19 protein-coding genes and 3 pseudogenes are annotated in these 25602 nt (G+C 37.5%); 9 read left to right on the forward strand and 13 right to left on the reverse strand.

Going from position 1 to position 25602, the window contains the following annotated elements; all coding sequences use genetic code 11:
- Positions 1 to 29: 29 nt before the first annotated feature.
- The 6 genes from ilvD to HT687_RS05595 form a co-directional block, all read right to left on the reverse strand.
- Positions 30 to 1733 carry a dihydroxy-acid dehydratase gene (gene ilvD / locus HT687_RS05570; RefSeq protein WP_000137343.1) on the reverse strand — a complete coding sequence of 568 codons (1704 nt, stop codon included), beginning with the start codon at positions 1731 to 1733 and terminating at the stop codon, positions 30 to 32.
- Positions 1734 to 1965: 232 nt separating this feature from the next.
- Positions 1966 to 2898 (reverse strand): transketolase family protein, encoded by a 933-nt coding sequence (locus tag HT687_RS05575; protein ID WP_138699693.1) that lies wholly within the window; start codon positions 2896 to 2898, stop codon positions 1966 to 1968.
- The gene (locus HT687_RS05580) at positions 2895 to 3752 is read right to left on the reverse strand and encodes a transketolase (RefSeq protein ID WP_054388127.1); all 858 of its coding nucleotides are present in this window, start codon (positions 3750 to 3752) and stop codon (positions 2895 to 2897) included. Before HT687_RS05580 ends, HT687_RS05575 begins: the two co-directional genes overlap by 4 nt.
- A gap of 3 nt (positions 3753 to 3755) precedes the next feature.
- Positions 3756 to 5102, reverse strand: a complete 1347-nt coding sequence (locus HT687_RS05585; RefSeq protein WP_000975299.1) for a PTS ascorbate transporter subunit IIC — start codon at positions 5100 to 5102, stop codon at positions 3756 to 3758.
- Between the two features lie 12 nt (positions 5103 to 5114).
- Positions 5115 to 5399 carry a PTS sugar transporter subunit IIB gene (locus HT687_RS05590; protein ID WP_000912474.1) on the reverse strand — a complete coding sequence of 95 codons (285 nt, stop codon included), beginning with the start codon at positions 5397 to 5399 and terminating at the stop codon, positions 5115 to 5117.
- Between the two features lie 3 nt (positions 5400 to 5402).
- Positions 5403 to 7433, reverse strand: a complete 2031-nt coding sequence (locus HT687_RS05595; RefSeq protein WP_023935391.1) for a BglG family transcription antiterminator — start codon at positions 7431 to 7433, stop codon at positions 5403 to 5405.
- A gap of 174 nt (positions 7434 to 7607) precedes the next feature.
- Here HT687_RS05595 and HT687_RS05600 point away from each other — a divergent pair.
- The 5 genes and pseudogenes from HT687_RS05600 to HT687_RS05620 all read left to right on the forward strand — a co-directional run.
- Positions 7608 to 7763, forward strand: a pseudogene (locus HT687_RS05600) (hypothetical protein); the annotation flags it as partial.
- A 2-nt stretch (positions 7764 to 7765) separates the two neighbouring features.
- The gene (locus tag HT687_RS05605) at positions 7766 to 7966 is read left to right on the forward strand and encodes a PTS ascorbate transporter subunit IIC (protein ID WP_000228848.1); all 201 of its coding nucleotides are present in this window, start codon (positions 7766 to 7768) and stop codon (positions 7964 to 7966) included.
- A 151-nt stretch (positions 7967 to 8117) separates the two neighbouring features.
- Entirely contained in the window at positions 8118 to 8300 is a 183-nt protein-coding gene (rpmF, locus tag HT687_RS05610) for a 50S ribosomal protein L32 (protein WP_000290417.1), read from the forward strand.
- A gap of 15 nt (positions 8301 to 8315) precedes the next feature.
- Positions 8316 to 8465: a 50S ribosomal protein L33 gene (gene rpmG / locus HT687_RS05615; protein WP_001265622.1), complete on the forward strand. Its 150-nt coding sequence runs from the start codon at positions 8316 to 8318 to the stop codon at positions 8463 to 8465.
- Between the two features lie 522 nt (positions 8466 to 8987).
- On the forward strand, positions 8988 to 10109 hold the full coding sequence (locus HT687_RS05620; RefSeq protein ID WP_023933410.1) for a Fic family protein: 1122 nt from the start codon (positions 8988 to 8990) through the stop codon (positions 10107 to 10109).
- A 309-nt stretch (positions 10110 to 10418) separates the two neighbouring features.
- Here the strand turns inward: HT687_RS05620 and HT687_RS05625 are convergent, their stop codons facing one another.
- The 3 genes from HT687_RS05625 to HT687_RS05635 form a co-directional block, all read right to left on the reverse strand.
- A complete protein-coding gene (locus HT687_RS05625) occupies positions 10419 to 12020 on the reverse strand; it encodes a type I restriction-modification system subunit M (RefSeq protein ID WP_023935412.1) in 1602 nt (533 codons plus the stop codon).
- 284 nt (positions 12021 to 12304) lie between these two features.
- Positions 12305 to 13492 carry a restriction endonuclease subunit S gene (locus HT687_RS05630; RefSeq protein WP_023935414.1) on the reverse strand — a complete coding sequence of 396 codons (1188 nt, stop codon included), beginning with the start codon at positions 13490 to 13492 and terminating at the stop codon, positions 12305 to 12307.
- Positions 13489 to 14565 (reverse strand): AbiH family protein, encoded by a 1077-nt coding sequence (locus tag HT687_RS05635; RefSeq protein WP_023935416.1) that lies wholly within the window; start codon positions 14563 to 14565, stop codon positions 13489 to 13491. The genes HT687_RS05630 and HT687_RS05635 overlap by 4 nt, the downstream gene beginning before the upstream one ends.
- Positions 14566 to 14825: 260 nt before the next feature.
- Here HT687_RS05635 and HT687_RS05640 point away from each other — a divergent pair, with 260 nt between their 5' ends.
- Positions 14826 to 16067: a Fic family protein gene (locus HT687_RS05640; protein ID WP_023935418.1), complete on the forward strand. Its 1242-nt coding sequence runs from the start codon at positions 14826 to 14828 to the stop codon at positions 16065 to 16067.
- Between the two features lie 153 nt (positions 16068 to 16220).
- Here the strand turns inward: HT687_RS05640 and HT687_RS05645 are convergent, their stop codons facing one another.
- Positions 16221 to 19211, reverse strand: coding sequence for a type I restriction endonuclease subunit R (locus HT687_RS05645; protein ID WP_031233415.1), 2991 nt, complete (start codon positions 19209 to 19211; stop codon positions 16221 to 16223).
- A 787-nt stretch (positions 19212 to 19998) separates the two neighbouring features.
- Between HT687_RS05645 and HT687_RS05650 the strand changes: the two genes are divergently transcribed.
- On the forward strand, positions 19999 to 20547 hold the full coding sequence (locus HT687_RS05650) for an ImmA/IrrE family metallo-endopeptidase (protein WP_000335401.1): 549 nt from the start codon (positions 19999 to 20001) through the stop codon (positions 20545 to 20547).
- Positions 20548 to 20557: 10 nt separating this feature from the next.
- On the forward strand, positions 20558 to 21835 hold the full coding sequence (locus HT687_RS05655) for an FRG domain-containing protein (protein ID WP_023935422.1): 1278 nt from the start codon (positions 20558 to 20560) through the stop codon (positions 21833 to 21835).
- A gap of 115 nt (positions 21836 to 21950) precedes the next feature.
- On the opposite strand, the gene HT687_RS05660 is transcribed toward HT687_RS05655, so the two are convergent.
- The 3 genes and pseudogenes from HT687_RS05660 to HT687_RS05670 form a co-directional block, all read right to left on the reverse strand.
- Positions 21951 to 23198: a toxic anion resistance protein gene (locus HT687_RS05660; RefSeq protein ID WP_023933400.1), complete on the reverse strand. Its 1248-nt coding sequence runs from the start codon at positions 23196 to 23198 to the stop codon at positions 21951 to 21953.
- 21 nt (positions 23199 to 23219) lie between these two features.
- Positions 23220 to 24026 carry a hypothetical protein gene (locus tag HT687_RS05665; RefSeq protein ID WP_023935424.1) on the reverse strand — a complete coding sequence of 269 codons (807 nt, stop codon included), beginning with the start codon at positions 24024 to 24026 and terminating at the stop codon, positions 23220 to 23222.
- Between the two features lie 648 nt (positions 24027 to 24674).
- A pseudogene (locus HT687_RS05670) lies at positions 24675 to 25088 on the reverse strand (IS3 family transposase); the annotation flags it as partial.
- A 38-nt stretch (positions 25089 to 25126) separates the two neighbouring features.
- On the opposite strand from HT687_RS05670, the pseudogene HT687_RS05675 reads away from it, so the two are divergent.
- A pseudogene (locus tag HT687_RS05675) lies at positions 25127 to 25602 on the forward strand (IS630 family transposase); the annotation flags it as partial.

The raw sequence follows: 25602 nt of genomic DNA on the forward strand, positions 1-25602 counted from the left end.
GCAAGCCGAGATTGGCTTGCTTTTTAAGTTTATTTTTTACCTGACTTGTCCATATTCCAGAAGTCTGTCACAGCTCCGCGTGAAGCAGATGATACGATGTGAGCGTATTTACCGAGGACACCACGACTGTAAAGTGGTGGCAAGGTTGTTTCTGCCTTGCGTTTTTCAAGTTCTTCTTCGGATACTGCCATGGAAATTTCTTTGGTATCTTGGTCAACCGTAACGATATCGCCTGTACGGAGGTAGGCAATCGGTCCACCATCCTGAGCTTCAGGAGCGATATGTCCAACAACCAGACCATAAGTACCACCAGAGAAACGTCCATCCGTCAAGAGGGCAACCTTGTCTCCTTGACCTTTACCAACAATCATTGATGAAAGTGAGAGCATCTCAGGCATACCAGGACCACCCTTAGGTCCAACGAAACGAACAACGACTACATCGCCATCAACGATTTCATCTGTCAGAACGGCCTGAATAGCATCTTCTTCTGAGTCAAAGACCTTAGCTGGACCAACGTGACGACGGACCTTAACACCTGATACCTTGGCAACCGCACCGTCAGGAGCAAGGTTCCCGTTCAAGATGATAAGCGGACCGTCTGCACGTTTTGGATTTTCAAGTGGCATGATAACTTTTTGACCTGGTGTGAGGTCTGCAAAGTCAGCTAAGTTCTCAGCGACTGTCTTACCAGTACATGTGATACGGTCCCCGTGAAGGAAACCATTCGCCAACAAGTACTTCATAACCGCAGGCACACCACCGACTTCGTAGAGATCTTGGAAGACATACTGACCAGATGGTTTCAAGTCAGCCAAGTGAGGCACACGTTCTTGAATCGTATTGAAGTCCTCAAGTGACAAGTCAACATTTGCGGCATGGGCAATGGCAAGCAAGTGAAGAGTGGCATTTGTAGAACCACCGAGAGCCATCGTTACAGTGATGGCATCTTCAAAGGCTTCACGAGTCAAGATATCTGATGGTTTGAGACCAAGTTCCAACATCTTAACAACAGCACGTCCTGCTGCTTCGATGTCTTCTTTCTTGTCAGCAGATTCAGCTGGGTGAGATGAAGAACCTGGCAAACTCATACCCAAGACTTCGATAGCTGTCGCCATGGTATTAGCTGTATACATACCACCACAACCACCAGGGCCAGGGCAGGCATTACATTCAAGACGTTTCACGTCCTCAGCTGTCATATCACCGTGATTCCATTTTCCGATACCTTCAAAGACAGAAACCAAGTCGATATCTTTACCATCAAGATTTCCAGGTGCAATAGTACCACCATAGGCGAAAATAGCTGGAATATCCATATTGGCAATAGCAATCATAGAACCAGGCATGTTCTTGTCACAGCCACCGATAGCGACGAAGGCATCCACATTGTGACCACCCATAGCCGCCTCGATTGAGTCCGCAATGATATCACGAGATGTCAAAGAAAAACGCATCCCAGGCGTTCCCATAGCAATCCCGTCCGCTACAGTGATAGTCCCAAACTGCACAGGCCAAGCACCTGCCGATTTGACACCTTCTTTGGCTAATTTCCCAAAATCATGCAAGTGGATGTTACATGGTGTATTTTCCGCCCAAGTCGAAATCACGCCCACAATCGGTGTCTCAAAGTCCTTGTCTGTCATACCAGTCGCACGAAGCATGGCACGGTTTGGTGATTTTACCATACTGTCATAAATGCTACTGCGGTGACGTTTATCTAATTCAGTCATTTGTTCCCTCCCATTTCAGTTTTTACTATTATAGCACATTTTAAAAGCAATGAACAGAAGAAAATCCTTGAATTTTCAGAAAATTCTATATACATATGAAATATTTAAAACTAAAAACAACAAAGCGGATTAGTGCACTTTCTGATGACCAGAATATGCTTTTTAATCCGCTTTCTTTAAATAACGTACTGTAATTGTTACAAAAATTCTTTCAGAACAGTGTATTTAACATCTATCTTGCATTATAAATTTCTAGAACCTTCTCTTTTATATTCGATTCACTCAAACCATATTCATTAAGAAGATAATCCATTTTCCCTACTTGACCGAATCTTTCTTGAACACCCATCCGATGAATTTTTGTCATTCCATCATCAGAGAATAATTCACATAAAGCACTGCCAATTCCACCTATCTGATTGTGGTTTTCTACAGTAAATATAGTTTTTCCACTTAACATTGTTTTTATCTGTTCTGGTATCGGTTTGATTCTAAATAAATCTATCACACCTACTGAATAACCTAATTTAGACAGTTCATCTGCAACTCGAATACTTGGAGCAACCATTATACCAGAAGCAACGATTACAAGATCTTCACCATGCCTTAACTCAATGTAGCCTTTAGAAAAATCTTCTCCACCTTGATACACAGGAACTGGAGCTTTTCTAATTGTTCGAATATATTTTAGTCCTTTTAAGTCTAATGTCTGGTTCAATATTTCACGAAATTGGATATCATCAGTTGCTTCAAAAATGATCGATTTAGGAATTAAACGTAACAATCCAATTTCTTCAAATGGCATATGTGTCCCACCATTCATTTCTGCAGTTACTCCTGCATCTGATCCAATCACAGTGGCATCCAATTGTGCGTATCCAAGAGAAATAAATAATTGATCAAATACTCTTCGTGAAGCAAAAGGACCAAATGTATGAAGATAAGGTCTAAACCCCTGAATAGACAAGCCTGCTGCAAGGCCGACCATTTCTGCTTCCATAATCCCAACATTCACATAACGGTCTCCAAAGTCCTTTTCAAGATTATTAGTAGCCATCGAACTTGACAAATCGGCTTCTAAGACTACTATATCAGAATAACTTTGATTAGCCTCTAAAAGGAAGTCTCTATATACATGCCGTAATTCTTTCGTACTTCTCATCATTCTGTTTCCTCCAATTCCTGACTTAATCTTTCTACAACTGAAGTTAACATTTGTTTCTCCTCTACAGTAGGGCGAAGATGATGATTGGATTTCATTTCTTCCAGCTCTTGAACCCCTTGACCTTTAATAGTATCTAATACAATACACTTAGACGATGAATCATTTGACTGTTTTAATCGGACAATCCCTTCATAAATTTCTCTAATATCTGAACCATTGACCCTAATGGATTCAAATCCAAATGCTGAGAATTTTTCTACGAAATCACCTGGATTACAAATATCCTTTGTAAAACCATCTAATTGTTTTTTGTTATCATCAACAAATACAATTAAGTTGGATAACTGTTGATGAGAAGCAAACTGTATAGCCTCCCAACATTGTCCCTCATTTAACTCACCATCTCCAACAATAGCATAAGTATAAAAGGGACTCTTTCTTATTCTCTGACCATATGCAAGTCCAGTTGCAACACTAATTCCTTGTCCTAAAGAGCCCGTTGTCATATCTATGCCTGGCGTTAGATTTCTATCAGGATGAGACGGTAATTTAGTTCCATTTGTATTTAAAGAATATAAGAATTCTTTGTCAAAGAAACTATTCAAATAGAGTGTACTGTATAGAGCTGGTCCTCCGTGACCTTTTGATAATATGAAATAATCTCTATCTCGTGCTGCAAATATTTCTGGAGTCATTGGCATTATTTCACCATAAAGCACTGCTAGAACTTCTACGATAGACAGACTTCCTCCGTAATGTCCGAATCCAAGATGATTCAATGTTCTAAGAGTATTTAATCGGATGTTAGTCGCAAATTTTCTTAACTCATCTTCTCTATTTTCACTTAAAATCATCCCTTACTCCTCCTTTGCAGATGGCTTTTTAATAAAGGATACTCCAAACATAACTGCTAGAATAAGAACAAGACCAATCACAATGCCTGCTTGTGAACCAAATTGATTTAACATTCCTAAAATAATTCCTGATAGACCAAAATCTGCATCTGAGAAAGTTGATCCTTGGAAACCAAGTCCTCCCAAAACTGGCATTAAAAAGACTGGAAGAAAACTGATTAAAATACCTTGTAAAAATGCTCCAATAGTGGCTCCACGAACACCACCAGATGCATTCCCAATGACACCTGCAGTCGCTCCACAGAAGAAATGAGGCACAACGCCTGGTAAGATAACAACCGTTCCTGAAGCAATCATAATTGCCATACTTACTAAACCACCAACAAAACTAGAGATAAATCCAATTAGAACTGCATTGGGTGCATAAGTATAAACAATCGGACAATCCAAAGCAGGTTTTGAATTAGGTACAAGACGCTCTGAAATACCTTTAAAGGCTGGAACAATTTCACCCAAAATAAGGCGAACACCTGCTAAAATAACAAATACCCCTGCTGCAAATTGACCTGCTAATTGTAAAGCATAAACTAGACCACTTGTACCACTACTGATTTCTTTTTCTATATATTCTGACCCTGCAAAGATAGCTACAATAATGTAAATAACTGCCATGGATAAAGTAATACTAACAGTGCTATCACGTAAAAAAGCTAAACTCTTTGGAAATTTAATGTCCTCTGTTGATTTTGATTTGTCACCGATAAGGCTACCAGTAAAACCACTCAACCAATATCCCAAAGAACTGAAATGACCTAAAGCCACCTTGTCATTTCCAGTTAATTGAACCATATATTTTTGCACAAATGCTGGGGAAATACTCATAATAATACCGAGTGCTAATCCTCCTAGTAAGATAAGAGGCAAGCTAGTAAAGCCAGCAACTGATAAAATGACCGCAATCATACACGCCATATATAGAGTGTGGTGCCCTGTTAAAAAGATATATTTAAATCGAGTAAAACGAGCGATTAAGATATTGAACACCATGCCTGCAAACATAATCATTGCAGTAGCTGAGCCATATGTTGTTAAAGCTACAGCTACAATTGCTTCATTATTCGGCACAACGCCAGATAAATGAAAAGCATGTTCAAACATGGTACCAAATGGATTCAAAGAATTTTGTACAATTCCTGCACCACCAGATACAACTAAGAAACCAACAAAGGTCTTAATTCCACCTTTAATAATATCAGGTAATTTCTTCTTCTGAAGAACTAATCCTAAGATTGCAATTAAAGCTACTAAAATAGCTGGTGTACTAACAATATCCAATATGAACTTCATCATGACGCTAGCCTCCTATATAAGTCCTTTTTCTTCACAAATTTTAGTAATTAATTCTCGTAGTTCGTCCATATCAATAATACTATTTAAGATACGAACATCTCCAAGATGACTAGCTGAATCAGCTAGATCACGACCAACAATCCAAATATCAGCTGCATTTGGATCTGCTCCACCTAAATCATAATGTTCAACTTCTACATCCGAAACATTCAAATCACTCAATACAGATTCAATATTCATCTGTACCATAAAACTTGAACCTAATCCTGAACCACAAGCTGTACCAATTTTTAACATTATCTAATCCTCCTGTTTAATTATCATTTTAATGTCATCATAGTTTTTTGATGATATTAAAGTTTGAACATGATTTTTATCTCTTAAAATTGTTGTTAAATGTGACAAAGCCTTTAAATGACTCTCATTATCAATGGCTGCAATACAAATCAACAATCTTACCTCTTGTTCTGGATTGTCCAATAAATAAATCGGTTCTTCCAAAACTAACATTGACATTCCTATTTCATTCACACCTTCATCTGGCCGAGCGTGAGGAATTGCTACTCCCTTCCCTAAATTAATAAAAGGCCCAAACTCTTCTACTTTTCGAATCATTGCCTCAGGATAGTTCTCAGTTACCTTATGTTGATCCAAAAGCGGTTTAGCTGCTAAACGAATCGCCTCCTTCCATCCTAATTTTTGCGAACTAACCTGATAGGTTTCTTTGGTAATAAGTTGTTCTAGCACTGGTACAATTTCCTTTCTATCATTTTTTTGATAAAGATAATTCTTTAACGCCAATCTTAATTCCAATTCTTGTGTAATAATTCCATATCTTTTGACAATATTCAGGATTTGTTCAATCTCAAAATCTCCATACTCTAAATTCGGAAAATCTTTTAACACTAGTTCTACTAGTTGTATTGCTTGCTCTTCAGTCATCATAACCGAAACTAGATAATTTGGCTTTTCTGTCTCCACCTTTATGGTAGAAAAAACCATATCATAGTCACTACTAGCTTTCACCTGTAAATCATCAATCTTTGAGGTTCCTATAAACTCAATTTGAGGAAATAATGCTAATAGATTCTCTTTTAACATCAATGAAGAACTAACACCATTAGGACAAATGATTGCTGCTTTATACCATTTTTGAGGCAAAGTATCTGCTTTCTTTAAATAACCTCCGAAATGGATAACAAAATATGCTGTTTCACTATCAGGTATGGGATTGTCAATAGCGTCCATCAAGGGCATCAAAGAATCTTTGACTAATTCAAATAAATCAGGATAATGTTCTTTAACATGCAATACATATTCATTTGAACTAGGTAGGCCGAACTTTAGTCTATAGTAAGCCGGTATAAGGTGGCGGCGAAGATTTTCTCTCAATCCTTCCCTTTGTTTAAAATGTAACAAAGAAATATCTTCCATTCTACTTATAATAGCCTCTGTTAATTGATTAAAGTAAACCGGAGCAACATCTACTTCACCTTCAAAGCAACTTGATAATAAAACTGTGATATAGCGATAATCATCCTCAGAAAACACCGTATCTATAATTCCCAAATCAACCACTGTATCCAATAAAATAGTGGTTATATCTTGAATAACAGGAGATACTAATGTCTCTGAAAGACATACTCTTTCAACATCCCTTTGATACCTACACAGAATGAATACTAAACCGAAAAGGCAAACTTTTAATTGATTAACAATAGGTACTAGCTGTAGCTTCTCATAATAATCTTTAACTACCTGATTTATCAAATCATAAGTTAATGAATACCCCCAACTGGATAAAACATAATCCAAACCCCAAATCCCTATGGAGGATTCCAGCAACTCACTAACCATTTGAAAAGCTAAGCGGTGCTTATTCCACTCTGAACCGTGTAAAGTATAACCTTTTGCTCTACTGTACCCTAGCTCCAAATCATTATCTAACATAATCTTTCTTAATGATTGAATATCAGATAAGGTTGTATTCTTACTTACTTTCAAAAAGTCTTGGTAATGATTATTCGATATAAAATCTAATCGGCAAAAAGTGTAAAGATAGATTAAAGCTAAGCGAGTCGACTTTGGTAAAACCAATTCATCCGACTTAATAATATCTGTCAAAGACTGCTTCGTACGATTTGATAAACTATAGCGACCTTGTTTTTTATCCAGCACTATCCCTTTATTAGCTAGATAAGGCACTAAATAATCTATTCCTTCTTTGACTTCCTTTATAGGTAAGCTCACCTTAACAGATAATTCATATAATGATAGCTCACAATGATCCATCAAAGTCATCAAAATAACTAGTGCTCTATAATCAAACATTTCTCTTCCTTTCTAACTACAATTATAGTGTAAAAATTATAAGAATAAAAGAGTATTTGAGCACAATATAATCTCACCTTTTAAAAGAAATTATTGGGCTGAAAGTTTTTAGTGATTATTTTCAACTTTCTATTGACTTTTAAAAACAAAGTGATATCATTTAGATATCAAATAATGGGAATGGTTGAAACGACACTGGAACGGCTCAATGAAGGGGAATTGGTAGAGATTGACGAAGAACGAAAAGCTGCCATGGTTTCAAATCTCCTTGTCGTTCTTTGTGGCAATCATGATGCACAACCAATTGTCAACACGGGAAGTCTTTACTAAAGATGGTTGAAGCTAAAAAAAAGCAGATCCCCCTTCGACTCTCAACAAAGTTATACGCTGCACTCACATCATGGGCAGAAGATGACTTTCGTTCAGTCAATGGGCAAATCGAATATCTCCTCACAGAATGTGTCAAACAACGGAAGAAAGACGGAAAATACGTATCAGAAACCATTGACGAACCATTTGAAATTGATATTTAACACCTTCTCCTGTCTGCTAGGTCTGACAGGAGAATTTTTTCATCTTTTTTTGTCAAGTAACTTTACTTTACAAAAAAAATGTGTTATCCTAGTATGGTTGATGAAAATCAGTAGATTGAATCGAATATAAATACCTAAAGGAGAAATCAAAATGGCAGTACCTGCACGTCGCACTTCAAAAGCGAAGAAAAACAAACGTCGTACACACTACAAAGTAACAGCTCCATCTGTAAACTTTGACGAAACTACTGGAGATTACTCACGTTCTCACCGTGTATCACTTAAAGGATACTACAAAGGACGTAAAATCGCTAAAGCTGCATCAGCTGAATAATAGAAGGGAGATACCATGCGCGTAAATATTACACTTGAACACAAAGAATCTGGTGAACGCTTGTACCTTACTTCTAAAAACAAACGTAACACTCCAGACCGTCTTCAATTGAAGAAATACTCACCAAAACTTCGCAAACACGTTGTGTTTACAGAAGTGAAGTAAGCATTCAATACGAATCAATACAGAAGAAAAACGCTGATTCAAGCGTTTTTTCTTTTTGTTAATTTCAGTACATTGCAATGAGAATCATTCGAATGACTACATTATTGATAATATTTGTTAAGCCATCAAAAGTAATTAACATTTCATAACGAGTAATCCTATTTAAACTCGTCTCACTATCTATTTTTTCTTATCTCTGTGTTATAATGAAATAAAACAAACATTTATATTCCGTTTTTAGCATCTCATTAAAATTGTTCAACATTAATCCTTTCAATCTATACTTAATGAAGATACACACTTTTAATCAAACTTAAACTCTAAAAATATTTACATTACTATTTTAAAAAATATCATAAAATCAAAGATTTAAATTGACAATCCAGTTTACTTTTTTACTTGATTTTCATATACTTGTCAATATACCTTAGAAATATAATTCAAGTACAGGTTATAGTCACTCACTACATTGGCTTTCTATAATAAAAATATTGAGAAAAAATTTTAATAGGAATTATAAACATGAATAATACATTTAAAAACATACCTAAACCCTATTTACCAGAAAAACTTCCATTTGACTATACTTCAATATATACAGATCCACAAATAATTAGATTAGTTTCTAAAGCAGGTATAGCTATTGGAACCTATGAAGGATTTTTATCATCTATTATCAATCCAATGCTACTAATTTCACCATTGCTCAGCCAAGAAGCCGTCCTTTCCTCAAAACTTGAAGGTACTCATGCAACTCTAGAAGACCTACTAAATTACGAAGCAGGTAATAAGGTTGATATAGAACGTGATGAACTACATGAAATTATTAATTATCGAAAAGCACTTTTTTATGCTCTCGAAAATATTACTACAATTAATGACAATAACTCTAGAGGGTTACCATTATCTAATAGAATAATAAAAGAGATGCATAAAATTCTATTGGATAACGTTAGAGGAAGCAGCAAGAATCCAGGAAATTTTAAAAGAACTCAAAATTACATTGGAAGTAGAGCAACTATCTCTTACACACCAGTTCCGCCAGAACAAACTACGGAGTATATGTCCAATTTAGAACAATACATGCATCATGATGATTTAGACTTATTAGTTCAATCAGCTATTGTACATGCTCAATTTGAAATGATTCATCCATTCGAAGATGGTAATGGTCGAATAGGAAGATTGTTAATCCCACTGTTTCTTTACTACCAAGAATTGCTATCTTATCCTACATTTTACATGAGTTCATATTTTGAAAGTGATCGATCACTATATATCTCTCATTTATCAAACATCTCTAAAAATAATAACTGGAAAGATTGGTTTAAATACTATTTGGAAGGAGTAATTTTCTCAGCAGAAGAGAGTACAAAAAAGGCACAGGATATCTTAAACCTTTATAATAAGATGAAAGAAGAAATAATACCAAAATTGAATTCTGTCTCTGGTATTCAACTTCTTGATTTCATTTTCTCTTCTCCAATTTTTAAAGCAAAACAAGTCAGCAAACACCTTAGTATCTCTGAACGTACTGTATATACATTATTAAATAAATTAATTGATGAAGAATTTCTTTCAACAGACTCTGCTCAAAGAAATCGTACTTACTTTTGTCCACACCTGCTAAGAATAGTTCAATAATTTTATATTGAAGCTCATCTTCGTTTTGCTTCACTTCTACTTTCTTTCGTGAAGTAAAAACGGNNCCGTTTTTACTTCACGAAAATAATACACACTTTACTTATTTTGTTTTAGAAAAATAACATCACTTCTCAAAAAGTTAGTCATTATCTTTATGTTAAGGATTAAATTCTGTATTTGATAGGACTGAATCCTTTTAGTTTAGTTCTAATTCGATTTTTACTTAAATAATCAATAACAAAAATGACAATAGATTTTCTACTGTCATTTTATTTTTCTAAATTTTTAGCAGAGTATTCTCACAAGTCTCTAAATCTCTTTCAACTTTTCGAGATAGGCGGTTAATTCTGCTTGGGCTTCTGGTGTTGTGCCTACTAGTTGGCTGCGCATGTGTGCGAGTCTGGCTTCTACCTCTCCAATCTCTTTATCAATCTCTGCGAGCTGGTCTGCGAGGTCGGCTAGAGGAACAACGGGTTCTTCCTCAAAGGTATCGACATAGCGTGGAATGTTGAGGTTATAGTCATTTTCGACAATTTCTTCAAAGCTGGCTAGATGAGCAAACTTCTCGACATTCTCGCGTTTTTGATAGGTCTCCAAAATCTTGGCAATATGGTCTTCGGTCATATTGTTTTGATTTTTCCCTTTTTCAAACTCTTTTGAAGCATCGATAAAGAAGACATCCTTATTGGTGCGATTCTTTTTAAGGATAATAATGGTTGTCGGAATAGAGGTATTGTAGAAGATATTTGCTGGCAAGCCGATAACTGTATCAATAGCGCCTTCTTCTAGCAGGTGCTGGCGAATCTTCTGCTCGGCTGCTCCTCGGAAAAGGACTCCGTGGGGAAGGACAATGGCCATGACCCCATTATGCTTGAGGTGGTAAAAGCCGTGAAGAAGGAAGGCAAAATCTGCTTTTGACTTAGGTGCAAGAACTCCATAACTTGAAAAGCGAGGATCTTGCAGGAAGCCACTATCTGCTGACCACTTCAGTGAATAGGGTGGGTTCATCAAAACCCCATCAAAGTCTGTTGGCTCGGTAGTCGGCCAATCTTCATCTAGGGTATCGTGGTTACTGAGGTGATAGTTCTCAATCGCGACCCCATGAAGCATCATATTCATGCGAGCAAGGTTGAAGGTCGAAGTAATCAACTCCTGACCGTAGTAAGAAATCGTCGAAGCTTCCTTACTATAGCGCTTGGCATTGAGCAAGAGAGATCCAGAACCCATGGTCGGGTCGTAAACTGACATCCCCTTTTGATGTTCCCGCCCTGCAAAGACAATCTGGGTCATGAGGTGAGAGACTGCTTGAGGTGTATAGAACTCTCCAGCCTTTTTCCCAGAATCACTGGCAAACTGGCCAATCAAGTACTCATAAGCATCACCCAAGATATCACCAGCATGACCAGACACATTGAGGTCGTTGAGCTGTTTCATAACCTCAGAGATGGTCTTGTTTTGCTTTTGTGGGGTGTTTCCTAGCTTTTTCGCATAGAGGTCGATATCTTCGAAGAGATTTTCAAATTTTTCATTGGCCTGCTCGATATCACGGAAACTTTGGGCTAGGGATTCTAGTTGGAAGGTTCCTTCATGGATAGACTGAACCAGCTTGGTGAAGGTTAGAGAAGGCTCAATCACATAGCCCAACTCGTCATTTAAGACCTCGATGAGGTCTTCACGGACATCTGCATCCGCAAAGTTTTCCTCGTAGAGAAGCTGGGCTTGCTGGAAGGACTCAAAGGGCTCGTCCAAATTATCGCAGACGGATTGGAGGATGTTGTCGGATAGATATTTGTAGAAAATCAAGCCCAAGAGGTAGGACTTATATTCATTGGCTTCCATCTGGCCACGCAGGATATCTGCCGCATTCCAGAGGGATTGGTAGAGTTCTCTTGATAAATCTGTTTGTGACATAGGGTCTCCTATCAATTTCTACTTTCATTCGTTTGGTGTAGCTTTTTATGGTCTCGGTATCGTATGGAATTGAACACGACCTAAAAGCTGGGTAAAAAGATAAACTGTCTAGTCTTCATCGAAGACTGTCCCAGTTTCCTATTTTTATTAGGCTTTTGACGGTCTTTGTATCTTATATAATTGAACACGACCTAAAAGCTGGGTAAAAAAGATAAACTGTCTGGTTTTCATCGAAGACTGCGCCAGTTCCCTATTTTTACTGGGCTTTTGACGGTCTTTGTATCTTATATAAACATTTTTCTGAGTAGGGTTTGTTTGCTTTCTTTGAGCTGGTTAACTTTTTCCTCTTGCTTGGCAATGGCCTTGTCTAGGTCTTGGAAGAAAGAACCGATGACTTCTTGTTCAGGGAGAGTGGGTACCATAGTCTTAATATTTGAAAAGTCACTTTTATTAATAATTTGCATCGTTCCTGCACCTGCTACACTGAGCATGTATCTTGACCAAATTTCAGATTGTGTTAATAAAAAATACGATGAATATTTTTCACTAGGCGTCAATGAATTAATTTGTTGATTAAAAGCCGAATCAGTTCTAACTAATGTATTTTTCCCAATACTCGCAATACATGTTACCAATATTGAACCAGACTTAGCAATTCTAGCTTTGGATTTACCTACTTCTGATAATTGTTTTGAGGTCGTTTGAAGCACCAATGAATTAATATCAGTAGGTGTGACCCATGGAAATCCATTTTTTTCGTAATTATCTTCTTCATTAGTAGGCGGAGTATTACCCGTTTGAATTTCACCAATTCCCCCCAACTTCACTTCCTTCCACTCATCTTCAAATCCTGCGAAGCGAAGGGCTGGTTTGGTTTGTCCTTTGGCTGAGAAGAGGAGCTTGAGGTAAGTTTTCTTCTGCTCTTTGAGCACCTCTAACTTACGCTGTTGAAGGCTAATAAGCTGGTCAATATCTTGGAAGAAAGAACCAATGGCAGTTTGCTCGGAGAGGGAGGGGAGGGAAATATCTGTCTCTAAAATATTCTTATTGTATAATCTTTTTATTGTAGTTCCTTCAATTCCTGACCAAGATACAATCTTATAAAAAGCTTTAAGAAACTTGTTGTTAATTTTACCATGGTGATTCAACCAAACAATATTTGAATCTTGGTAGTAAGCTTCATCTCCATCGTACTCAACAACGCGGCCAATACTTCCTGAAGCAGATAACAGTAAATCTCCTCTTTGAGGATAAGCAAATTTTGTTTTATATTCTTCAAATTTTTCTCTAGTTATATAAGTATCAGCTTCCCCTCCAAAAGTACCAATTTTGAAAAAAGGAATTTCAAACTCCGCAGAAGTTTCCTCTTTGAAAATCCTCCTACACATTTCAACTGACCCAAGATTTCCCAACTTCTTCTCTTCCCAAACTTCAGTATACCCCGTAAAGCGATAACTTGGTTTTTTTGTCATATTACTCCTCCAACTATTTCATCTTTATTTGTATCTATAAATTGCAATTGATAAGCTTTACGAGCCCCCCATGCCTTAAGTGTTTTCTTAATAGTATATTCATTCTGCTTATCGAACTGGTCTACATAAATGCTCACATCCGGTGTCTGTTTAAAAATTTCTTTAAAGTACGGAGCATCCACTCCATCCTCATCCCGAATACCAAAACCAATGAAGTAGATTTCTTTGATAGAGCTTAAACTTTTGAAAAACTGTATATTATTAGTTAATATACTATCAACTGGTTTCTTTAACTTATTAACAACTTCTTCCATATATGCTCCTACATCTAGAGGATTGAAATCACTTACTTCATCATCAAAACCATGTCCAAAAATAAATTTTTCCCCACCAATAACTCCATGTAAATGAAAAACTTGCTCTTCAGGAATTCTATATAAATCCTCTAACGTTTTTGTATAATTGAAATTTAGAAATGTTGCATCAGAGTTTTTCAAAACTGTAGCTTTTAACAATTTATAACACGAATTTTCACCATTTCTAAGAATTCTATCAGTCCATTCAAAATATGTTTCTTCTATCCACAATTTAAATAATTTATTTAAAGAATATAATACATATTTAGCTAGAGTTTCTCCTATTTCATTAGCATTACTAGCCATTATACTGCCATCCAAATCTCTAGCGTTATATATACAATCTGTATTAACAATAGACACTTCATTAAAATCTGCTAATTTCTCTTCAAAATCAGACCAAAATTTCTCAGTTTCCGTAATTTGACTCATTAGCTGATACAGTAACTTATACAAAATTACATCATCTGGATATAGATCTCCTCCATCTGGTGCCATTTCCATTTCAGGTATGGTATCATCATCAATTTCTTCTAGCAATATTTCTTTATCAATTCTATTTAGATATAATTTTATGGCATTTTCACTTTGCAACGACTCTAACAGTTCATCTTTTCCATAAGCCTGCTGATAAACAAACTTCTTGAAATATAGATAATTCGTCTTCAAATCATGCGCCATATCAAAACCATTTCCGATAATAAATAATTTCTCCACTCTATCCCCCCTTTCTATTACTCCATTTTCTTATTTCTACACTTTAGGTTTTCTCTTTTTGATTTCTATTCTTCAATTTTACCTATTTTTACACTTTAGGATTGCCATCTATCATTTCTATTGTTCAATTTTGGCCATTTTTTCACTTTAGATAGGAAACTATGCTATTCTATTCTTCAATTTTGCCTATTTTGAAACAATAGATAGGCTTATTTTGTGATATAATGTTAAAAAACGTTGAAATGCGAGGATGACTACATATGAACTATAGAGAACTTAGAAAAATCTACTACAGTCATCGTGACCAGTATGAGGAAGAGTATCAACTACGCTTACAAGGATACAGTTCCATTAGAACATCTCTTTATCCTCATTTAATGCAACGCGATACTGTCAAAACAAGTCAATACCCTTTATTTGTAACCCTACATCTAGGGATTTCCCAACTGATGGAAACTATTTCACAGCAGTCTCAACGAATTAGTGAAATAGCTGATACCCTCCCTAAGATTGCCCACGATCAGTTTTATAAAGAACAGCTCTACCAATCGATTATTTCCACAAATGAAATCGAAGGTATCCATACAACTCGTAAAGAGTTGGTCGATGTGGAGAAACTCCTAGAGGAAGACCCCTATAAGACCGAACAAATCAAACATCTTTCCACCTTGCGAATGTACCAACAAATCCTTAAGGATGAATTTCTCCAAATCCAATCTCTTGAAGATATCAGAGGGATTTATGACCAATTAACACAAGGAGAAATCTCGCCAGAGGATGAACTCGATGGAGAGTTTTTTAGACAGAAATCGGTCTTTATCCAAGACGACAAGACTGGCAAAGTCATCTATATCCCACCTCAAAAGGAGGAACAGATTCAGGTCATGCTGACAGAGTGGATTCGTTTTATCAACGACCATTCTATCCCAAACCTTGTCAAGGCTTGTGCTGGACACTATTTTTTTGAAAATATACATCCCTTCTATGACGGTAACGGTCGGACAGGACGCTATATCCTTGCCAAGTACTTGTCTAGAAAACTCGATAAATTTTCAGGGTTAGTTTTGTCCCAACAAATCAATCACCATAAGCAAGACTATTATAAGGCTTTTAGGAATACTGGCGATCATCTCAACCGTGCCGATGCTACCTTCTTCGTTGAAACCTTGTTGACTTTTATCAAGGAAGGACAGGAAAATATTATCCAAACCCTCCTTGAAAAACAAGAGCAACTGAATCGCTATAAAGTTAAGATAGAGCAGACAGAAGGGCTGGAGGAAGTCGAGAAATACATCTTGTTTCTACTCGCTCAGTCCAAGCTCTTTGTTGATGATAAGAGAGATGGTATAGAAGATAGAAGCATCATCCAACTGGCCAATCAGTCCAACCATCATTACTCTAAGAAAAAGGTCAAGGATGCTTTCTTGCATCTTGAAGATAGGGGAATTTTGACCCTAATTGGTCGAAAACCTTCCCAACATTATCTTTCTGACTATTTTTAATACTCAATGAAAATCAAAGAGCAAACTAGGAAACTAGCTGCAGGCTGCTCAAAACACTGTTTTGAGGTTGCAGATAAGACTGACGAAGTCAGTCACATATATACGGCAAGGCGACGTTGACGTGGTTTGAAGAGATTTTCGAAGAGTATAAACCTATCTCCCTCTTAGCGGTAAGATATCCTCTGAAATCATGCGCATATAGTCCTCTTTGAGGGCTTTTTTGTATTTGAGTTTTGGTAGTGCCTTGTCTCCGTGGGCTTCCTTATAGGCCAGATAGTCCTGAGATTCCGTAATGGCTTTTTCACCATTTTGCTTGTCTCGTCCGATGCGGTAGTTGTCCACTACGAACTGGAGTTCATCCTCTCCTATCTGCCAATAATCTGCCGTTTCACGAATCTTTTTCTGGGTTGTTAGCTCAATCATCTCATCCAACTTATGGGTCACAGACTGCCCCTGATAGCTCTTAGCATCTGCTTGGACATTCTGCCAGAGTTTGGAGATGAGGCTGGATAACTTGGGATTGGATTTGTTCAAATCTTCGATATAGTTATCTACCAGACCCTTTTCCTTTTTACCGATAAGGTTTTCCCGATTTTCGATCAAGGCTTGGATGAGAGAGAGGATATAGTGATAGTTTATCTCGTCGGTGCGGATGGATTCGAGCTCATACTCGATATCCAGCAGCACACCTTCATCTTCTTGGTCTTCTTTTCTGCGTCTGCGGAGTTCTTCGATGACATTTTGATATTGGCCGGCAAAGTTCTCGATGTCTTCTAGGCTAAATCCAATCTCTCTGAGGATGACTTTCTCATCATAGTCAGAATAGACTTGTATAGAAGATAGGAGCTTGTCAAATTCTTGGAAGGCCTTGGCAAAGCGTTTTAATTCTGCATCTGTCGCTGTATCCAAATCCGGCACCTGCTCTGGACTTGGAGCGATGGCTAATAGTTGATGAACCTTCTCCAGAAACTTGGCCTTCTCCTCCTGCCATTCTGGGGCTAAAACACTGCTTTCGCCACCATTTGAGTAGAGGCTCAGAGCTTCATCCACCTTTTCTTTAAAACGGTCAGGCGTTTGGAAAGTAACGATTTGGCCGAATTTCTTGCCTTCATCAAAGAGGCGATTGGTTCGTGAAAAGGCCTGAATGATGTGCTGGGGTTTCATGGGCTGACGGTCCATGAATAGGGTCGATAGGCAAGGGGCATCAAAGCCTGTCAACAAGCGGTCCACAACGATAACCAAGTCCAACTGTTCCTCACGGAAGGCAAAGCGTTCTTTCTTACGGGCCAGACGGTCGTTGAGGTCACTATTGTAGGATGCAATGGTTGCTAGGCTAAAATGGGTACCAAACATGGCATTGTAGTCTTCTAAACTCTCCTCCATATAGGCTTGGTTGACATAGGAGTTTGCTTCATTTTCTGTCACAGAGTAAGTAATGGCAACCTTAGGGAAGTCTGGCAAAACCTTTTTAACATTTTCCGAAATGCTTAGAGACTTCTCTCCATTTTTGACTTGCTTAATCAGGTTATAATAGGCCTGCGCACGGACAATGCTTTTGACAGTCAAAATGGCTTCATAGGTTTTTCCTACCCCATTTTGGAAACCGAGTTTGCGTCTTGAGCGATTGAGAATAGCATCTAAAACGGCAAGCATATGTCCTTCGTCATCATAACGCTCCTCGTCAATCTCATCTTCTGCCCAACCAGGCATGGTCGTCTGATACTCCACATTAAAACCAAGAACCGCCTTGTCATGGATGGCTTCTTTGACGGTATATTGGTGGAGGCAGTCACCGTACTGCTCTTCGGTCGTCTGAGCAAGGTCTCCTTTTTGTTCACGTTTATTTTCTGTAAAGATAGGAGTTCCTGTAAACCCATACCAGAGAGAATTTGTAAAGAAGTGCTCTAGGTGGCGCTGGCGTTCAGGAGTCACTGCGCGATGGCATTCATCAACAACAAAGCCTAGTTTGAGTTGTTTGATACGATTGTAGACCTTTTGGTGACGGCCTTCATCAAACTGACGAATCATAGCATTGATTTTCTGGATGGTCGTCACAACGACACGGCGGTCATCAGAAGCTAGATTTTTAACCAATTCCTGTGTATCATCGGTCTCGTCGATATCGATCATATCGTTCTCTGCGTAAGATTGAAAAGAACTAGTCGTCTGCTGGTCAAGGTCTGTCCTATCAATCACAAAGATTGTCTTCTCAATAGATGGTATCTGAAGCAGATTGCGCGAAACCTTATAGGAGGTCAGGGTCTTTCCTGAACCGGTCGTATGCCAAATATAGCCTGACTGGCGCTTGCGACTGGCTTCACGGATAGCCTCAATGGCATGTACCTGATAGGGGCGTAATAAAATCAAGGCCTTCTTGTCATCATCAATGACAGAATACTGCATGACCATCTCGTGGGCTCTCGGTATCGACAAGACAGACTCTGCAAAGTCAAATAGTTGAGGTTGAGGTCTATTTTCACTATCCACCCACTTGGTCAAGAAGCGCTCATTTAGCTTGTTGGCTTTGGCAGCTGCGATGTAGCGGGTGTCTGTGACATTAGAGACGATAAACATCTGAAGACTTGAAAAAATGCCTCTGAACTGTCCTTCTTGGTCGTATTTTTTAATCTGACGGAAGGCATCCATGTAAGGATGAGAACGGCTTTTTAGTTCAATCTGAATCATAGGCAGACCATTGATCAGCAAAGTCACATCCCCACGACGCTGGCGAATCCCTTCTCCGCCTGTGATGACTTGATTGACAACCTCATAGCTGGATTTGCCACCAGCGACATTGTTTCTCCACAAGACTTCCAAGCGAATGGTGCCTAAACTAGCATCTTCACGTTGAACCTGCACCTTGGCAATGCCATTTTCCCCTGCTATCCACTTGGCTGCTTCGTAGAAGTTGACGAAATTGAGCTGGTTTTTAATTTGATTTTTCTCTGAATTTGTAAGGGGATGGTCTTGCAAAATGCGGACATTATTGGCTTCCAGCTTGGCAAAAAAGTTTCCCCATAGGAGGTCTTCTGTATTTAACTCAGGTCGATACACCCATTGACTTTCTCCCTTTGTCAACCGGTTGATCAAATCTCGCTCGATAGCCAATTCCTGTTTGGTTTTGGCTTTACCTGCTACAGGGATAGCAGTCTCATCTTTGGGAGAGAGTCTCTGGCTGATATGGAAATCCTGCAAGGCGGCTTGATTGAGATATTGCAATTTTTTGAGAAGATCTTGCTCTGTCCCTTTAATGGCTTGATAGCCTTCCGTCAATTCTTTATCTGCATCTAGGTAGTGATGTGGGTTCTTCTTTATTTGGATATAACCCTGCACCAAATCTTCTAAACGTCTCAGCTGAATAGCAAGCTGGTTCTGGAGTTCCTGAGAATTGCTTCCAGATGCTTCTTTCTGGTTGATAGCTTCTAGGTATTCTACGATGGCAGTATAACTAGGCTGCAACTCAGGTGCTGAAACGATGAGTTCTTGTTATAATTCTTTTGATAACGTGTAAGCCATGTTCATACCCCATTTCTACAACGCAAAAAGCCTACCAAAAAGATTGGTAGGTTTTGAAAATGGGTATGAAAACGCGAGTTTATATATATATATATATACAAGCTAGTTATTTGCTTAAATCTGAAAACCATAGGGACTCTTCCTTTTCATTCATCCAAGGCGTTGATAAGATCGAAAAACAACGCCTTTACTTCCTTCTATTGTATCATAAAAGACTAGTAGTGAAAAGGTTTCCCATGGTTTTATCTCTTATTTCAGAGTAAAGGTAGTTTCTTTCTTAAATTTTCAATCTATCTATAGACTAAAAGATCTTTTTAGTTTAGAATAGTAATATAAACTATTTTTGTATCATGATAACTTAGAATAATTCATAATTTTTTAATAAAAATAAAAAATATAAATAGGAGAATTTATAATGTGTAAAGTCTATAAATATAGCGAACTATACTCAACAGATTTTATGTCTTATTTTGACAATAAAAAAGAAGTAATATCAGACATTGAACTTCAATCAGATGAATATAGTATAGATATTGATAAAATTATTGCTGAATTAGGAATTGAGGTTATAGAAACATACTTCGATTCGCATTCTGGAAAATATGATGCTGACACTAAAAAAATGTATGTTAATATTTTGGAACCGCTACAGCGTCAACGATTTACTAAGTCTCATGAATTAGGCCATTTTGTGTTAAAACATGAAGGAATTTCTGAACGTGAACAAACACCAGTAGCGAATGCTAAAGAAAGAGCTGCTAACCAGTTTGCAGCAGAACTACTAATGCCGCAAAAGTTAATCATAAAAGCAATCGATAGAATGGCAATAGATTATTCTATGACCTGGGAGGAATTAGATACTTTAAATGATGAAATTATTATTACTTATCTTGCTGAAAAATTAAATGTGTCCAATCCGGCTATGAAATATAGACTTATTAATTTGGGTGTATTGTCCATTTAAGGAGAATTTTATGTTACTTAGGGATAAATTCTATGAAAATTTAGGGACCTATTATTCATCCCCTGAAGAAATAAAAAATCAACTGAATTCAAAAATCTTTAATGATTTTAAAATAGTAATAAATATAATTGGAATAAACCAACCTCAGGAAGATTTAACACCAATTTACAAAATTCAAAATCTAGAACTCTCATCAACAAATAAAAACTCTAAATTGCAAGATGAAATCGATGATATCAATAAATATTTATTAAGTGCAGGTACGGGATTAGGATATAAAGATGAAAAAAATTCATGGAGTTTATTTTACTTAATAAAAGAAATGATTACATCGTTTCAAAGACAAGGCTATAATTACTATAGGGGACAAAGAGAGGATTGGGAAACAGTACCAGGGATATTTAGAAATTTACAAAATAGTGAAGGAAATAAATACTGTAACACTTTTGAATCTCTTTATCTAAATATCTCTAGAGAATTTCCTGATGAAGTTAAATATGTCCCTTTAAATCAAGAAATGTTAGATATCCGAGCTGATGAATTAGCTATCTTACAACATTATGGTTTGCCAACAAGTCTACTAGATATTTCCGAAAATCCATTCATAGCCATGTTGTTTATGTTAGGTTTTGGGAAAATAAAAAATCCTCAGTTAGAGTTCTATAAAATTGACTCCAGCAATGATAGTGAGAATGGAATAATTTCTTTAGTTCATAAGAAAATTACAAATAAGAGAATACGGGCACAAAAAGGTGCTTTTATAAATTTTGATAAACTTATTAAATTTATAAATTTTAAAAAAAATGAAATAGAATTAGAAAATTATAAACCTATCGATAGAATTATTCTAAATATCAAATTTAATATAGAGGCCTCTATTAAGTCTTTAAAAAATCAGCAAAGCTCTAATCATACTAATCCAGAAGATGATCTATCTTCTAAAAATTTAGACGGAGTAATTAAATTTTTAGAAGGAAAGTCTGTCAAATCAGGTTCTGATAAAAATAATCAAGAGGAAAGAATTTCTGGCGACTACTATGAATTAATTCAAAGAGAACTTTTACGAAAGTTAAAAGAGTACAATTATGAAACAAATGCCTTATTTCCAGATTTTTCAGACTATTTGATTTATAAATCTAAAGAATTCGAATTAAAAGATGATAAAAAATCTAATAGAGCGGTACTTAATGAATTAAAAAAAAATTCAAATAACCTGCCTTATCATAAAAGCAAAAAGAATAGAAAAGGTAAATATAGAATCACAAGAGTCTGGAGAAAAAGTCTTTGAAATCAAAAAAACGCATAATATCAAGAATTATACAACCTTGATATTATGTGTTTTATTGTAGAAAGATTTACTTCATTTTCTCCTGAAATTGAGTTTTTCCCAGCATCCTTGTGTATTATTCTTGTACTTCTTTCTGAGCAGCCTTGCCTTGGTCGAGAAGGGCTTGGACGATTTTCTCATCGCGTAGTTTGACAGAATCGTTGATCATTTCTGCGGACTTGACGATGGTTGTTTCTAGTTGGGCACGTTTCTGGCGTCCCAATTCAATAGCTGCGACGATACCTTGGTTTTGAGCGACCAGACTTTCAGCCAATTTGGTAACAGACTCAACAGCGACTGTCGGGCTTTGGGCAATTCTTTCCATCTGCGGAATCACTTCCTTGCTGGTCTCAGCTAGCATCTGAAGGGCAGCATTATTGGCATTGACAATGGCATCTGCCACGACACCTGATTTCATGGATTGTTGCAAAATACCCAGTTGGGCAATGGAAAGTTTCATTGTCGGAATCGTATTACGACGAAGCATTCCCAATTTTTGGCGCATATCAGATGACACCTTCACAAGATTGCGCATCTGAGGTGTTGTTGCCCAGGCAACATAGAGACGGCTGACATACTCAGTGTGCTGTTGTTCTAGGGTATTGACCACTTCTGCCATGCGGGCCAATTCTTGTGATTTGGTCTGGTATTCTACCGTACTTGTATCGAGTTGATCAGCTTGAGCTTTCAGTTCGGCAGCGCGTTTGCCAGCTTCTGTCTGGCTGGCTTCGATAAAGGAAATCACTCCCACTAGATTTTCAATGGATTTGGTATTGTCCTCAATCAACATCTCAGCAGAGACGATATTTCGAGCTAAGACATCTTCTTGCTTGACCACTGCGGCAGCCATACCATCGAGCTTTTGCTCCACTGTTTTTGAGTCAAAGTAAAATTCCTGTAGGGTATTCTTGCTCTTGTTAAACAATCGTTGCAAAAAGTTTGGCTTTTCTTCTAACTCAGCAATTTCAGCGTTCTTGTATTTGACTACAAAGCCTTGCAACTCACGGTTGGTATTCTTGAGAAGATCATCCACTTGGGGAATCTGCAGTTTCTTTTGTTCTGACAAGATACGGTTGACCGTATTGTTCACACCTTCTACAGCAGATTGGCCAAAATCCAAAAGAGCATTTTGATTGGTGACAAACTGGTCTACCAACTGGGGCACGTGCGCCTTGATCCCTTCTTGTTGCTCAGGGCTCAGCTTCTCAAGGAAGGTCAAGGTCTTGTCTGAGCCAGTATTGGTCTCGATGATTTGGGTTGTCTTATCCTCCTTAGCTACCGTATTATTGGCAATCTGGTCAATATCAAAATTAAATTCTGTCATGGTTACTCCTTTGTTTCTAACCTATTCTTTACGATCTTTTTCTAGGATACGCAAACTAATATCAAAATCACGCATATCTGTTTCATTGAGTTCTCTCAACACCTGGTCCAGCTCAAGGTCAAATTGTTCGATAGCTGCTTTAGCTTGCTGTAAACGTTCTTCTGCTCGATTATAGTTTTTAGGATTGGCCTTAATCTTTAAATAGCCTTCTAAAATCGTTTTGAATTTCTCCATCTTCAAACTATGAATGGCCGTCAATTCTTCCTTATCCCCCTCAGCCGAGGTAGCAATCTTGTCTAAAATGGCCTGATGGTCAATGGCAATATTGGCCAAGGTCTGGGACAATTCTGGAGCTAATTCCTCTGGCTCCGCATTTTCAAGATCTACCTGACTTTCTCTATCCAAACGTTCTAGCTGAACATCGATGTTTGCCCTTACTGTACGAACCTTTTTGTCAATACGGTTGTAGATATCAGCATCGATATAGGACTTGAGACGAACCGCCTCCTGATGGATTTCCCTCAGTTCGATCAATACTTGATTGGCCAGACTCTTATAGGAATCTGAACCTTTTTCTACTAAAGTTCCCTCCAATTGCTGAATATCCTTGTCCGCCTGACGAATCCTGGCTTTTAAAAGCTCAATCCGATCATCGAGCGAACGATCCTGCAAAAGAGGATAGCGCCAACGTTTATAGAGACGATAACCACCATAGCCTAGCAGGACACAAGCCGCAAGTGGGAGAGCATATTGAACCAAAAGGCCCAGTAAGAACAAGAAGCCCCAAAAATAGAGACAGCCTTTCCAAAAACCATTACCTGATTTCATAAACATTCCTTATTTTCAATTTATAAATCTATTTTAGCACAAAAGACAAAAATGAGGGCGGAAATCCCCTAGAAAAGAGTTGATTTCTTTGCTGTAGAATGCATGCGTGCTAATTTCAGTGGAGCGGACTCAAACCACAGGATTCAGTGTTATAAGATTGCGGAATGACCTCTGAGGAATATCAAAACAAAAGCTTGAAATATTGGGTGTTATATGTTAGAATGAACTTACAATGTGAGTAAAGTTACAGCATATGTAACTAAAAAGCCCCACCGTGCCACCGATGGTTTTTTTGCTACCCTCTTAAAGGGTTAACCATTACTTCTTACGTTTCTTAAGCCATAACTTGAAAAGCTCAGATAACACGTTAATAAGTAACAGAGCTAGAAACACTGTGAGTAAAGTTTCTAACATCGGCAACACCTCCCTTCATTAAATTGAGGGGGCTAAAATATAGTAGATTGAAACTAGAATAGTACATCTGGATTTCTAAAATATTACTAGAAATTGATTTGATTGTCCTGATTGATTTGTCCTATTTTTATTTTATTTCTCTATATTATATCATCAAGATCACGTAATTCCCAAACAAAAACGCCTTTATGTGTATGTACTGATGTACTGATCCCAAAAAGTTAGACAATTAATTTAAGCAAAGGATTTAGTTCTGTATTGCACAGGGCTAAGTCCTTTTAGTTTTACCTTAATTCGTTTATTGTTGCAGTAATCAATATAGTCTACAATAGCTTGTTCCAATTGATTAAGCGATTGAAACGACTTCTCATAACCGTAAAACATTTCCGATTTCAGAATCCCAAAGAAGGACTCCATCATACCATTGTCTGGGCTGTTACCCTTACGTGACATAGATGGTTGGATTCCCTTATTCTTTAAAAAATGACGATAGAAATCGTGTTGGTATTGCCATCCTTGGTCACTATGGAGAATTGTATTTTCGTAATGGTTCTCTGTAAAGGCTTGTTCTAGCATAGCTTTCATTTGTACTAAGTTCGGCAAATAGGAGATAATTTCACTGTTAAAGCCATCTAAAACTGGTGATATAGTTGCTTAGTTTCAAACAAGCATGTTATAATAAAGCTATGGCATATAGTACAGATTTTAAACAGCGAGCATTAGATTACATCAAAGAGGGGCACAGCCATGTCGAGGCAGCCAAGGTTTTTGATGTTGGCGTCAGAACTCTCTTCACGTGGGAAAAGAACTTACGTGAACAAGGACACTTAGAGAGGAAAAAGCGAGTCGTCAAAAACCGAAAGATTCCTTTAGAGGAATTGAAAGCCTTTGTAGAGGCTCATCCAGATGCTTTTTTACGGGAAATTGCGGCACATTTTGATTGTGCTGTCCCTTCAGTATGGGCAGCTTTAAAGCAGATGAAGGTCACTTCAAAAAAAGATGACGAGCTTTAAGGAACAAGACCCAGAGAAAGTCGCTGAGTTTCTTGATATTTTGGATAACCTAAACGATTTACCAATCGTATATATTGATGAAACAGGAATCGACCGCTACCTCTATCGTCCTTATGCAGGGGCTCCTAAAGGGGAGAAAGTCTATGAAA

Origin of the sequence: Streptococcus sp. 1449 (assembly GCF_013276805.1) — a bacterium.
Classification (GTDB): domain Bacteria; phylum Bacillota; class Bacilli; order Lactobacillales; family Streptococcaceae; genus Streptococcus; species Streptococcus pseudopneumoniae.